The organism is Diplocloster modestus (assembly GCF_019042245.1).
Classification (GTDB): domain Bacteria; phylum Bacillota; class Clostridia; order Lachnospirales; family Lachnospiraceae; genus Diplocloster; species Diplocloster modestus.
Genome location: NZ_JAHQCX010000004.1, coordinates 133,036 through 146,706, shown reverse-complemented (window position 1 = coordinate 146,706; position 13,671 = coordinate 133,036). Strand labels below are relative to the sequence as shown.

At 50.6% G+C, this 13,671-nt stretch carries 13 protein-coding genes; 12 read left to right on the top strand and 1 reads right to left on the bottom strand.

Annotation, left to right across the window (positions count from 1 at the left end; all coding sequences use genetic code 11):
* The first annotated feature begins 214 nt into the window (after positions 1-214).
* The 12 genes from KTH90_RS07700 (at position 215) to KTH90_RS07645 (ending at position 12,931) form a co-directional block, all read left to right on the top strand.
* Positions 215-1,153, top strand: coding sequence for a dihydrodipicolinate synthase family protein (locus tag KTH90_RS07700; RefSeq protein ID WP_238726572.1), 939 nt, complete (start codon positions 215-217; stop codon positions 1,151-1,153).
* A gap of 169 nt (positions 1,154-1,322) precedes the next feature.
* Positions 1,323-2,690, top strand: a complete 1,368-nt coding sequence (locus tag KTH90_RS07695; protein WP_158350100.1) for an ABC transporter substrate-binding protein — start codon at positions 1,323-1,325, stop codon at positions 2,688-2,690.
* 103 nt (positions 2,691-2,793) lie between these two features.
* A complete protein-coding gene (locus tag KTH90_RS07690; protein WP_158350099.1) occupies positions 2,794-3,669 on the top strand; it encodes a carbohydrate ABC transporter permease in 876 nt (291 codons plus the stop codon).
* Positions 3,666-4,505 (top strand): carbohydrate ABC transporter permease, encoded by an 840-nt coding sequence (locus tag KTH90_RS07685; protein ID WP_158350098.1) that lies wholly within the window; start codon positions 3,666-3,668, stop codon positions 4,503-4,505. The genes KTH90_RS07690 and KTH90_RS07685 overlap by 4 nt, the downstream gene beginning before the upstream one ends.
* A 17-nt stretch (positions 4,506-4,522) precedes the next feature.
* Positions 4,523-5,599, top strand: coding sequence for an iron-containing alcohol dehydrogenase (locus tag KTH90_RS07680; protein ID WP_238726571.1), 1,077 nt, complete (start codon positions 4,523-4,525; stop codon positions 5,597-5,599).
* Between the two features lie 55 nt (positions 5,600-5,654).
* The gene (locus tag KTH90_RS07675; protein WP_238726570.1) at positions 5,655-6,341 is read left to right on the top strand and encodes an N-acetylmannosamine-6-phosphate 2-epimerase; all 687 of its coding nucleotides are present in this window, start codon (positions 5,655-5,657) and stop codon (positions 6,339-6,341) included.
* Between the two features lie 75 nt (positions 6,342-6,416).
* Positions 6,417-7,301, top strand: a complete 885-nt coding sequence (locus tag KTH90_RS07670) for an ROK family protein (RefSeq protein WP_238726569.1) — start codon at positions 6,417-6,419, stop codon at positions 7,299-7,301.
* 41 nt (positions 7,302-7,342) lie between these two features.
* A complete protein-coding gene (locus KTH90_RS07665) occupies positions 7,343-8,197 on the top strand; it encodes a MurR/RpiR family transcriptional regulator (protein ID WP_158350094.1) in 855 nt (284 codons plus the stop codon).
* A 137-nt stretch (positions 8,198-8,334) separates the two neighbouring features.
* Positions 8,335-9,159, top strand: coding sequence for an electron transfer flavoprotein subunit beta/FixA family protein (locus KTH90_RS07660; protein WP_238726568.1), 825 nt, complete (start codon positions 8,335-8,337; stop codon positions 9,157-9,159).
* Between the two features lie 15 nt (positions 9,160-9,174).
* On the top strand, positions 9,175-10,371 hold the full coding sequence (locus KTH90_RS07655; RefSeq protein ID WP_238726567.1) for an FAD-binding protein: 1,197 nt from the start codon (positions 9,175-9,177) through the stop codon (positions 10,369-10,371).
* Positions 10,368-11,777 (top strand): FAD-binding oxidoreductase, encoded by a 1,410-nt coding sequence (locus tag KTH90_RS07650; protein WP_158350092.1) that lies wholly within the window; start codon positions 10,368-10,370, stop codon positions 11,775-11,777. The genes KTH90_RS07655 and KTH90_RS07650 overlap by 4 nt, the downstream gene beginning before the upstream one ends.
* Positions 11,774-12,931 (top strand): Gfo/Idh/MocA family protein, encoded by a 1,158-nt coding sequence (locus tag KTH90_RS07645; RefSeq protein WP_158350091.1) that lies wholly within the window; start codon positions 11,774-11,776, stop codon positions 12,929-12,931. The genes KTH90_RS07650 and KTH90_RS07645 overlap by 4 nt, the downstream gene beginning before the upstream one ends.
* Before the next feature lie 33 nt (positions 12,932-12,964).
* Here the strand turns inward: KTH90_RS07645 and KTH90_RS07640 are convergent, their stop codons facing one another.
* The gene (locus KTH90_RS07640) at positions 12,965-13,339 is read right to left on the bottom strand and encodes a DUF1622 domain-containing protein (protein ID WP_158350090.1); all 375 of its coding nucleotides are present in this window, start codon (positions 13,337-13,339) and stop codon (positions 12,965-12,967) included.
* Positions 13,340-13,671 lie beyond the last annotated feature (332 nt).

The following is a 13,671-nucleotide window of genomic DNA, read 5'->3' as shown; positions in this document are numbered from 1 at the left end:
AAATAGTGGAAATATTTTTTATACATTTCATAAAAAAGAAAATTTTTTCCGAAAATGGTTGAATTCTTTTTTTTCTGTGCTATGATAAAAATAACTTAAACGAGCGTACGGCACAATTATGAAAAATCCCCGTCCGTACCGCAGAAATTTAAGTTGCCGGCAAACAAATCATGTGTGGGGAATCCCGTAATGGGAAAAGGAGGATATGAAAATTATGAAACCTGAAGAACTCAAAAAAGCATTAAAAGGTATTTGCGCAATCGCTGTTACTCCGATGACCGAAGACAGACAGGTGAATTATGAAGGCGTTAGAAATCACATCCGTTTTCTGATCGGCAAAGGAATCAACAAAGACAACAACTGCACTCTGGTTGTAGGCGGAAGCACCGGTGAATGCGGAGCTCTTACGATTGCTGAACGTAAAAAACTGATTGAAACAGCAGTGGACGAAGCAGGGGATGAACTTCCCATCATTGCAGGCTGCAATCACAGCAATATCGAGGATGTCAAGGATCTGATGGCTCACGCCGAAGGCGCTGGAGCAGCGGGCGTTATGGTTCTTTCTCCTTATTACTATGTTCCTACAGATGACGCGGTTTTGAGGTTCTACAAAGAGATATCGAAAGCGGCAAATATCGGAATCCTTCTATATAATAATCTGGAAGTTACCCATAAGGATGTTCCGCTGGAAGTCATGGAACAGCTGGTGGACAGCTCGAATGTAGTAGGTATCAAGGAATGTACCCCGAACTTTGCGAAAATGGAAAAAGTAGCCCGGAAGATCGGCGGCAAGATCGCTGTAATCAATGGCCATGGTGAATTCTTAGAGCCGTTTGCAGCTCTGGCCGGAACCGCAGGCTTTATCTCCAGTACCTCAAACTTCGCACCGGAGATCGCAGTGGAAATGTGGAAAGCCAGAAACGCCGGAGATTATGTGGCAGCGAAGAAGATCCGCGACCGGTTAACCCCTTATCTGGATCTGGCAGCGGCAGAATCCGCCACCGGCGGAGAGCCTGTTGTACTGGCTATCTTAAAGAGAGCGGCAGCCTTAGTTGGCTCTGACTGCGGACCCGGACGTATTCCGCTGCCGGAGATCACCCCGGAGCTGGATGCCAAGATTGAGAAGATGCTGAAAGAAGTTGGGTTAAAATAAAGAATTTCATACACGAGTGTTACATACGCAAAGAAACAGGTGATGATTTATGAACTATGGCGGCCCGCGTGCCAGGGTCAGGCGACGGGCCGCTTAATTTAAGAATACCCGGAGGGTATAACCATTATACCGTCGGAAATACGGTATAGGAATGAAAGGGGAAGGTTGAATGAAACGGTTATTAGCATTGGCAATGGCAGTAATTATGACGGTGTCCTTAACAGCGTGCGGCGGGGGAAAAGAAGAGCAGGCGGCGGATGACAAGGGCGGCAGCGCTCCGGCTAGTACAGCGTCAGGCGATTCTGCTGCCAAAGACGCCGGCTCGGGTGGCAAAGTAGAGCTTAATCTGTTAAGACTGGGGGATCTGACCAAGGCAGAACCTATTTTCGCACCGATCGTAGAGCAGTTTGAGAAAGAGAATCCGGACGTTACGGTGAAATTCGACGCTATGGCATGGACAGAAGCAACTACCAAATTAAAATTATTGGGCGCGCAGGGGGAACTGCCGGATGTAACCTTTATCAATATTATCAACGGCTGGGATTTGGCTTCTGAAGGATATCTTGCTGATCTATCGGATCGGGTTAAAAATGATCCTGTTTTAAGCAAGGATATTCCACAGTCCGTCATTGATGTGGCTACAACGTCCGACGGAAAGATGTACTGGGTTCCGGCTGCAACCGGGGCGTTCAGCCTGTGGTATAACAAAGATCTCTTCAAACAGGCCGGATTGGATCCCGAGAAGCCTCCGCAGACCATGGAAGAGATGATCAGCTACGCAAAAACCATCACGGAAAAGACAGGTGTTCCCGGACTTGGATTTGGTGTGAAGGCTATGGAGGATTATGCGAATGTCATTGAAAGTTTCTATGCCAGCTATACCGGTGTGGATATCTGGGATGACGCGAATAAATGCTTTACCTTTGAAAACGATGAAAATAACAGGAAATTATTTGCCGATGCATTGGAGCAGGTCAGAGCTATTGTGAATGATTATGGCATTATCCAGCCCAGCCCCGAAGAATATAACCCGTTTGGCTTAAGACCCTTATTCCGTGACGGCCAGATCGCTATGTATCTGGATGGCGGATGGGCGGTAAAAGAATTCCTGGATGAATTGGATAAAGGCGAGGACAGTAAGTTCATGACCTCATTATTCCCTGCCGGACCGGCCGGTTCCCATCCCATCATGGGATGTGACGGATGGTCGATCCCTGCGGAATGCAAGAACCCGGATGAAGCCTGGAAATTAGTGCAGTGCCTGATGTCTTCCGATAATCAGACCAGACATGCGACGATGTGGGGACTGATGCCGATACTGGAATCTGAAAAAGATAAGGAAGAGTTTGCAGATCCCTACTGGGGACCGCTGGTAAAACAGCTTGAGACCGTATCCGCCCGTCCGAAGGATAAGCAGGTAGCCATGATAGAGCAGGCGATCGCGGATGGCGCACAGGCGGCAGCGCTTGAGAAAATGACACCGGATGAAGCGATAGACTTTATGATTCAGACGGTAGCATCGAACTATAGTGAGTAGATATCGTTCCTTACCGGGCGGCTGCGTCCGGTAAGATCGGGCAGATGGGCAGGATTCCTGCCCATCCGTCTTCCCGGAAATTCATGAGAGGCAGGATACTATTATGAAATTGAAAAGAAGAAAGGGGCGGCTACCCTACATCTATCTGACACCTGCGATCATTGTTATGATTGCCATCTTTGCTATACCGCTTGTGAATTTGATCTGGTACTCCTTTGCGAAAGTTAATCTGATCGGTAAATTTCAGAAGTGGGTCGGTTTTAAGAATTTTTCCTACATAGCGACACCGGAATTTATGGCGACACTGGGCCGGACCGGCGTTTGGGTGGTGTTCGGATTGTTGGGAATCTTTATTGTAGGCACCATTTTGGCTTTGTGTCTGAATAAACCCCTTCCCGGGCGCAGCTTTATGCGGACCGTTGTCATTATTCCCTGGGTGATTCCACACGTGTTTGCAGGTACTATGTGGAGCTGGGTGCTCAATTCCTCCAACGGTATCATCAATACGATCCTGATGAATCTGCATATCATCGACAAACCGATCGGCTTTCTGGGAGTGGATCTGGCATTGGTGACGGTTATCTTTATCCGGATCTGGAAGGGAGTCCCATTTCTTGTCATGAGCCTTCTGTCCGCGCTGCAGACCATACCCACAGAGGTGGAGGATGCCGCAAAGCTGGATGGGGCGCTGGGAATCAAATACTTCACCCATATCACGTTACCGCTGCTAAAACCGGTTATGGTTATGAGCGGAACCATACTGATGGCCTGGTCTATTACGATCTTTGACCTGGTCTATGTCATCACCGGAGGCGGACCGCTGAACGCGACTGAACTTTTGAGTATCACGATCTATAAGAAAGCATTCGTTAACTCGGATTTGGGAGGGGCTGCCGCGATTGCATTGTTTACGATGGCCCTGGTATCCATCATTGCTTTCTTCCTGATGAAACATAACGTAAAGGAGGAGAACCAATGAATGCGAAAAAGAGAAAAACCATGAAAAAGACCGGAAACTATATCGTACGGTACTTTTTTGTAATCATATGGATGCTGATTGCCCTGCTGCCGATCTATGTGGCGGTAATGACTTCCTTTACACCGTTTGAGAAGCTCGGGGAGGCTATGATCCTGCCGAAGTATTTCCGATGGGAGAACTATGTAGAGCTGGCCAGTCAGACGCCGCTGTGGCAATATCTGGCAGCATCGATTATCTATGCGGTTGGCACCAGCCTGTTCACCGTGGTGATCGCCATACTGGCAGCCTACGCACTCTCCAGATTCAAATTCAAATTCAAAGTCCCGTTCCTGATGATCATCGTGGCGATCCAGGTGGTACCGCAGATCGTCATCGTGACACCGTTATACGGCCTGTCTTATTCCACCGGGTTGTATGACACTTATATACTGATCATCATCGCCATGGTGGCTACGGCGATCGCGAATCCGATCCTGCTATTAAAGGGTTTCTTCGACAGCATTCCGGTAACCCTGGAGGAAGCGGCTGTGGTAGACGGCTGTACCAGAGTGGGAGCACTGGTGCGGGTTATTCTCCCGGTATCGCTTCCGGCGGTTACGACGGCGTTCGCCTTGTCCTTCTTTAATGGCTGGGATGCGTACCTGTATCCGATGATCCTGACTTCATCCCCCGGAAAGGTGTCCATGACGGTGGGATTATCGAGAATGGTGGATATCGTCACTCCGTGGAACTGGATCATGGCGGGCACAGTGATCGCCATTATACCTCCGATTCTAATTTACCTTATGGCACAAAAATATCTGATCGGCGGACTGACAGCCGGCAGCGACAAATAAAAGGAGAAATGAACGAAATGGAAGAGGTAAGTTTTCTGAAAATAGGCTGCAGCAGATTTATATATGGAAAGGGAACCGCAGCGCTTTTGCCGGATGAAATCCTGCGCTACGGAAAAAAAGCTTTTATCGTGGGCGGCCCTTCGACCCTGCCCCTGGTCCGGGAAAAAGCAGAGGCCGGAATCGCGGAAAAAGGAATTGAGACCGTTTATCGTGTAATGAATGAACCGAACTCCGTGGACTTTGCGAATCGCCTGACGAAAGCGGCGAAAGAGGCTGGAAGTGAACTGGTCGTGGCCATAGGCGGCGGGAAGTGTATGGATCTGTGTAAAGTATTCTCCGATATGGCGGGACTTCCGATCATAACGGTGCCGACCTCGGTGGCCACCTGCGCCGGAAGTTCGGCAGTGAGCATCATGTATACAAAAGAGAACGGCAGCTATGACTGCTCCATCCCGAAGGAGAAAGAGATCGACTCTGTACTGGTGGACCTGGATATTATCGGGTCGTCGCCGAAGCAGCTGTTCGCGTCCGGCATCATGGATTCGATCGCGAAACTCCCGGAGATCGTCAACGGCACGGCCAAACTGACCTATCCGGAAGTATCCCTTCAGAAATATATGGCATATTCCAACTCCATATTTATCTATGATTTCCTGACCAGATTTGGCGTGCAGGTATATGAAAACCCTATGGGTGATGAAAAACTGCTTCAGGATCTGACCTTAATCAATCTGATCGTCACCTCCATGGTCAGCGGTTTCTCCAGCGGTTCCGACCAGCTGGCAGTGGCCCACGGCCTGTACGATGCGGTCCGCAAATTCTTCCCGGTGGAGGCGAAGAATGCGCTGCACGGAGAGATCGTAGCGGTAGGAGTGCTGATGCAGATGCGGTTCAACCACGAGACGGAGACGGAATATCAGAAGATACTGGGAATGATGAAGAAAATGAATATGCCCCTTACTCTAAAGGACCTGGGTGTAGAACCAACGCAGGAAAATATTCGGACATTGAAAGAGTATAATATTATGAAAAATAATATTGTGAAACCGGAAGATCTCGCACGACTGGATCAGGCCTTTGAAGAAATTACATGACTTCGTACCCAGGATCAGGTAACTGCTGTTTGGGGGAAGAGGAGGTTGATACCAGATGGATAATAACATACTGGCGAAAATAAAAGGAGGACTGATTGTATCCTGTCAGGCACTGGAAGACGAACCGCTGTACAGTTCTTATATCATGCAGCGTATGGCGGTTGCAGCGATGAAGGGCGGTGCAGTGGGAATCCGGGCCAACAGTGTGTCAGATATTATCGAAATAAAAAAAGAAGTGCCGTTACCGGTTATTGGAATTATCAAAAAAGTATATGAGGATTCCGATGTCTATATCACACCAACCATAAAGGAAGTAGAGGCACTGATACAGACCGGTGTGGAAATTGTTGCGCTTGACAGTACGAACAGGACCCGTCCGGGAAAGGTTGAATTGGAACCATTTTTTCGAGAGGTACGAAAAAGATATCCGAATCAGCTGTTTATGGCGGACTGTTCGACCTATGAGGAAGGATTACAGGCCACAGAACTTGGATTTGACATTATAGCGACCACCATGCATGGATACACGCCATACACGGCAGAGGCGGTTCTTCCGAATTTTGACCTGATGAGACGGCTGGTGGAGGACACGGGAAAGCCGGTAATCGCGGAAGGCGGGATCTGGAGTCCGGATCAGTTAAAAGAAGCTTTAAAGACAGGAGTACTGGCGGCTGTGGTGGGAACAGCCATCACAAGGCCTATGGACATTACGAAAAGATATGTAGCGGCGATCCACAAATGAGTGTATAATATAATAATTACCATGATTGTATGTATCATGATGCAGTGTGTCAATGTGGTAAGGCAGGAGTGAGTTATGAGAATACTGGCACTGGATATCGGGGGAACATCCATAAAAAGCGCAGTTTGCGAAGGGGAAACGTTAACGGAAAGAAAGGAACAGGATACGGACGCATGTCTGGGCGGAGAATTCGTTATGCAGCGTGCGGCTGAGATTCTGAAGTCATATGGCCCCTGTGACGCCATCGGGATCAGCACAGCTGGTCAGGTGGACGTTCAGGAAGGAAAGATCCGTTACGCCAACGATAATATTCCAGGATATACCGGTATGGAGATCCGAAAACGGCTGGAGGCTGAATTCCGGGTGCCTGTTGCGGTAGAGAACGATGTGAATGCTGCAGCGATTGGAGAGGGGCACTTTGGAGCCGCCAGAGGCTTCGAAGACTATCTGTGTCTTACCTATGGAACCGGAGTGGGAGGAGCCATCGTGATCGGAAAACAGATTTTCCGAGGGGTGGCCGGATCTGCCGGTGAAGTGGGAAGTGTGGTTATCCATGGCAGACAGGTGGTAAAAGGCCGGAGAATCAGCGGCTGCTATGAAGACTATGCCTCAACCAGCGCGTTGATCCGAACCGTTCACGCTTATGACCCGGACATTCATAACGGCAGGGAACTCTTTGAGAGGATCGCCAATGATCCTGTGCTTCAGACACTTTTGGACGACTGGATCTGGGAGATTGCCCATGGACTGGTTACACTGATACATATTTTTAATCCTCAGTGCATTTTGCTGGGGGGCGGGGTAATGGCTCAGGACTATGTAGTGGAAAAGGTGAAGGAAGTAACCCTGGAACGGATCATGCCAAGCTTTCGGGATGTGGTGTTCAAAAGGGCCGGACTTGGTAACAGGGCGGGCCTTTGGGGAGCAGTTCACCTGGCAAAAGGACGGGTGGGCCGGTAAAATTCTCAAATCATGGAGAAAATATTTGAAGGAGAGTTGCTATGGCTCAAGGCGATTTTATGATGCAGGTACGTTCCAACTATAATCAGTTTACAAAGGCGGAACGAAAAGTGGCGGATTATCTGCTGCAGCATGCGCAGGATGTTCTGTTTATGTCCATCACGGATCTGGCGGACGCATGTAAGGTAGGGGAAACGACCGTATTCCGATTCTGTAAGACGATGAAGCTGCAGGGTTACCAGGAATTCAAGATAAAAGTATCCCTAAGTATCAAAGGGGAAGAGGAAGTGCAGCCTCTGTCGGAGGATGTCAATAAGGATGACAATCTGATGGTGCTGACCCAGAAGCTTTTGAATTCCAATGTCAACGCAATCGTGGAGACGAATGCGCTGCTGGACCACCAGAAGCTACTGGAGGTACTGCGGGCGATGGTGCCGGCCAGAAAGATCATGTTTTTCGGCGTCGGTTCCAGCGGTCATGTGGCCATGATGGCGACCAACAAATTCCTGCGGATCACGGATAAAGTTTTCTGTTATACGGATTCCCATATGCAGGCCATGGCGGCGTCTCTGCTGGGACAGCAGGATGTGGCGGTGGTGATCTCCTATTCCGGTTCCACGAAGGATTCGATCCTGACGGCGAAACTGGCAAAGGAAGCGGGAGCGTACGTGGTTGGCATTACCAGATTCGCCAAATCGCCGCTTACGACTTATTCCGACACCTCCATTCTCTGCGGAGCTAAGGAAGGGCCGCTGCAGGGAGGCTCGACCACTGCGGTTATGAGCCAGCTGTATATTATGGAAGTCCTGTATACGGAGTATTACCGGCAGACATATAATGAGAGCTATATCAACAATAAAAAATCCGCGGAATCCATCGTGGATAAGATGTATTAATAAATGGGTTAGATGTATTAAATTTGGATTGTGCATATGGATACCTCAAACTGCCGCAGCCATCCCGGGCTGCACTGGTTGGGGTATCTTTTTATTAGGAATAACATAAAAAGAAAGACCTGTCGAGGAGGTAGAACATGAAAATTCTGGTGTGTATCAAACAGGTACCGGGGACCAGCAATGTGGAAGTGGATGAAAAGACGGGAGTTTTAAAACGGGACGGCGTGGAATCCAAGATGAACCCTTTCGACCTGTATGCCATCGAGCAGGCGCTGTGCCTGCGGGAAGCGTACGGCGGAAAGGTGGATGTGATCACCATGGGGCCGCCCCAGGCCAAAAGCGTACTGCTGGAAGCGGTCTATATGGGGGCCGACAACGGCGGCCTGATCAGTGACCGGAAATTCGCGGGTGCGGACGTAGTGGCGACCAGTTATACCCTGTCCCAGGGAATCCGGAAGATGGGAGAATACGATCTGATCCTGTGCGGCAAACAGACCACAGACGGGGACACTGCCCAGGTAGGGCCTGAGACGGCTGAGTTCCTGGGGATGGATCATATGGCGAATGTGCAGAGAATCCTGGCTGTAAAGGGGTGTGAGATAGGCGGAGGAAATACGGTAACCGGAGAAAAGACGATCACCGTGGAAGCGAATATGGATCGGTATCTGCAGCAGGTAAAGATGGTTCTTCCGTGCCTGCTGACCATCGATAAGGACGCGAATACGCCCAGGCTTCCGTCGTACCGCCGGAAGATGGCAGCGGATGAGAACTGCATACAGACGTTTTCCATTCAAGATTTTGCGGACCAGGACGAGAATAACTACGGCCTGGCCGGATCTCCCACGCAGGTGGAGCGCATCTTCCCGCCTCAGAAAAACACATCGAAGGAGATCTTCGAGGGAGATGCTGACCTGCTGACCACAACCTTTGTCCGGATACTGGGCGGGAAGAAATTCATATAGGGAGGATAATGAGCCGTGCAAACGTTACATATACACGAAGAACTGGTAAATGAGCAGACCGCGGGACAGCTGATGACAACCTGTCCGTTCGGCGCCATCAGCTATGAAAACGGAAAACTGGATATCAGCGCCGGCTGTAAAATGTGTAAGCTGTGTGTGAAAAAAGGCCCCCAGGGAGTGATCACGCTGGAGGAACAGAAATCCGGGGGAATCGATAAAAGCCTGTGGAATGGAGTTACCGTATTCGCGGAATACGAACAGGGAAGAATCCATCCTGTCGTGTTCGAACTGATCGGAAAGGCCAGAGAACTGGCTGCGGTCAACGCGCATCCGGTTTACGCCGTGATCCTGGGCAGTCAACTGAACGATGCGGCGCAGGAACTGCTGCACTACGGCGTGGATGAAGTATTTGTCTATGACAGGCCGGAGTTGTCGGATTTTAGGATAGGCCCTTATGCCAATGCCCTGGAAGATTTCGTGAAGCAGGTACATCCCAGCGCTGTGTTAGTCGGTGCCACGAACCTGGGGCGGTCACTGGCTCCTAAGGTGGCGGCCAGATTCCGGACTGGGCTGACCGCTGACTGCACGATATTGCAGATGAAGGACAATACGGACCTGGTGCAGATTCGTCCGGCCTTCGGCGGAAATATTATGGCCCAGATCGTGACACCAAACGCAAGACCCCAGTTCTGTACCGTCCGGTATAAGATTTTCTCGGCGCCAAAGCGGCAGGAGCAGGCCGGAGGGAAGGTGACCAGGATGCAGCTTCCCGATTCCGCAGTGGAAACGGATACCGAGGTACTGCAGGTAATTGAAAAGCCCAAGGAAATCGATATTTCTGAGGCAGAAGTGATTGTGGCGGCGGGGCGCGGTGTAAAGAGTCCGAAGGACATGGAAATGATAGAAGAGCTCTGTGAACTGCTGGGGGCACATATGGCCTGTACGAGACCGCTGATCGAAGCAGGATGGTTTGACGCCAAGCATCAGATCGGACTGAGCGGCAGGACCGTGAAGCCGAAGCTGATCATCACGCTCGGAATCTCCGGGTCCGTACAGTTTGTGGCAGGAATGAAGGGATCGGACTGCATCATTGCGGTCAATCAGGACCCGAACGCGTCCATCTTCGATGTGGCGCACTACGGACTGGTCGGCGATCTGTATGAGATTGTTCCGAAACTGACGGAGCAGCTGAAAGGAGGGCATGGGCGATGAATTATCACAAAATGGACCAGGAGGATATCCTGGCATTAAAACAGATTGTAGAGGAAAAGAACCTGCTGACCCGGGAGCAGATCGGTGAGGATTATTGCCATGATGAGCTGGGGGGGATCTCCAGTTATCCGGACGTGCTGATCCGGGCCGGCTCTACAGGGGAAATATCTGCTATTATGAAATATTCTTATGATAAAAATATACCGGTAGTTGTCCGCGGCTCCGGAACGGGATTAGTCGGCGCGGCCGTGGCCCTGTACGGCGGTATCATGCTGGAAACCACGCAGATGAATCACATCCTGGAGCTGGATGAAGAGAATCTGACAGTCACAGTGGAGCCGGGCGTGCTGCTGATGGAACTGGCCCAGTTCGCCCAGGACCACGATTTTCTGTACCCGCCGGATCCGGGGGAGAAGTCGGCCACCATCGGCGGCAACATCAGCACCAACGCCGGCGGTATGCGGGCGGTGAAATATGGTGTTACCCGGGATTATGTCCGGGCGCTGACGGTCGTTCTTCCCACCGGAGAGATCGTGGAGCTGGGCGGGAAAATCGTCAAAAACAGCTCTGGGTACAGCTTAAAAGATCTGATGATCGGATCGGAGGGCACGCTTGGCATTATTACCAAAGCGGTACTGAAGCTGGTGCCGCTGCCCCAGAAGAGCATCAGCCTGCTGATCCCGTATCCGTCTATGGAGTCGGCGATCGAGGCGGTTCCGGAGATCATCCGGTCCAAATCCGCTCCGACGGCGGTCGAATTCATGGAGCGGGAGACGATCCTGTTCGCGGAAGAATATCTGGGTAAGAAATTCCCGGACACCCAGAGTGACGCGTATCTGCTGCTGACCTTTGACGGCAGCTCCCTGGAGCAGGTGGAAGCGGAGTATGATAAGACCGCGAAGCTGTGCCTGAGCCAGGGGGCGCTGGATGTGCTGCTGGTTGATACGGATGAGCGCAAGGATTCTGTCTGGTCCGCCAGAAGCGCGTTCCTGGAGGCGATCAAAGCCTCCACAACGGAGATGGATGAGTGCGATGTGGTCGTCCCCAGGAACCATGTGGCAGAATTTATCAAATATACCCACCAGCTGGCCAGGGAGATCGATATCCGGATCCCCAGCTTCGGGCATGCAGGGGACGGCAATCTGCATGTCTATATCTGCAGGGATGAGCTGAATGAGGAGGAGTGGAAGAAGAAACTGGCACTGGCCTTCGATAAAATGTATGAACGGGCCAATGAACTGGGCGGCGCGGTATCGGGCGAGCACGGAATCGGGTATGCAAAGCAGGCATTCTTAGAGCAGCAGGTAGGAAAGACGCAGATCCGGCTGATGCAGGGAATCAAGCAGGTTTTTGATCCCAAAGGACTGCTGAATCCCGGAAAGGTAGTCTGTGGAGCGTCCAAATGACAGGCAAAAATGAAAAAAAGATTCGCATGGTATTAGTGGGATATGGCGGAATGGGGAGACAATATGCCGAGCTGATGACGGACGGCGGGATAGAAGGACTTACGCTTACCGGTATCTGCTGCCGGAATCAGGAAGGCCAACAGGAGATACAAAGACGATATCCGGAAATACAGCGGTATGAAAATACGGATCAAATGTTCGCGCATGCCGGAGAGTTTGACGGAATTCTGATCGCCACGCCCCACCGGACGCATGTGGCACTTGGGGTTCGGGCTTTTCAGTATGGATTGCATGTACTGGTGGAGAAGCCGCTGGGGGTCAGCACGATGGAAGCGCGGCAGCTGATTAACGCACACCGGCAGGCGCCCGTCGCGGAAAACCGCATTCGGCCTGCTTTTGCGGTCATGTTTAATCTGCGGATGCTGCCCGTCTGGCTTAAGGCTCACCGAATGATCAGCGATGGCTGTCTTGGAAGTCTGACCAGTGCGCTCTGGATCCGAAACGATTGGTACCGGTCTCCTTGTTATCACCAGAGTTCCCCGTGGCGCAGCAGCTGGACGGGAGAGGGCGGAGGCTTGCTGATCAATCAGTGCCAGCATGATCTGGATCTCTGGCAGTGGCTGTTCGGAATGCCAAAGAGTATCCGGGCGGATTTATGTTACGGCAGATTTAATTCGTTTTCCGTGGATGACAGTGTAGAACTAAGATTTCACTACGCTGCGGGTTTTAAAGGGAATTATCTGGCGTCCTCGGGAGAAAGCCCGGGGGTTAACCGGCTGGAGATATGGGGGACAAAGGGACGGCTTACGATAGAAAATAATGCGGTACTTACCTTTGATGAGAATGAGCTTGCGACAGATGAATTTGCGCGGTCGAACCGGGAGATCTATGGAAAGCCTTCTCACCAACGCAGAAGAATTCCAGTGGAAGAAACAGCCGATACTTATCGGCTGATGTTACAGAATTTTGCGGATCATATCAGGTACGGTAACGTGCTGGCTGTTCCGGGAGAAGAAGGCCTCAATGCGCTGGAGCTGGCCAACGCAGCGTATCTGTCCAGCTGGTTTATGGAAGAAGTGCATCTTCCCATAAGCGATAAGGTGTATCAGAATGCGCTGGCCGCCCAGATGAGGCTGGAAAAACCTCTGCCGTAATAGTCCCATATGAAAGGCCGGGGATGAGGCCGCTTACTTCGATTGTTTTTGTTCCAATTGTTCCTGTTCCTGCTCTAAACGTTCATTTTCGGTTTCGAACTTGATCTCGTAGTGGATCACGACAGTGAGGATGGCCCGCAGCAGGATAATGGCGCCCAGGACATACATTTCACTGATCGTCTTGGTAATTACCGTCCGCAGGATCTCCCCGGCCAGTTTAAATTCGAGGGAAAAAGCCAGAGACCGGGCAAAGCCCAGCTTGATGTCATGCCTGTCCGCATTGAAACCGGAACGCACATAGGAGATGAAGGTACGTAAGCCCCCCACCATGATGATGAGGATACCGATGCATTCCAGCACGTGGATGAAGCAGGTGACCACAATGTGTAAAATTTGTTCAAATTCCATGACAGGTGTGTCCTTTCTTCCATACACTTTTGTTCCACTTTTCTCCGAAGTGACTATATTATACCCCGTAAATCCACAGGGAACAAGGGGGAATTCCTATAGATTTTCAGATCAGATTCCTATAGATTTCCAGATCACAGATAGAGAAATTAGTGACAGATTGGTACCGTGATAGTATAATAGGGACTGCAGGACAGACATCCCTGTGAGAAACTGAGAAATGAAACAACAAAGGGAAAAGGTTGAACGATAAGAGGTTCACCCGTACCTGTATGTGCGGAAAACGCATGCACGGAGGAAATCATGTCATGAAGAGAACAAGCAGAAAATCT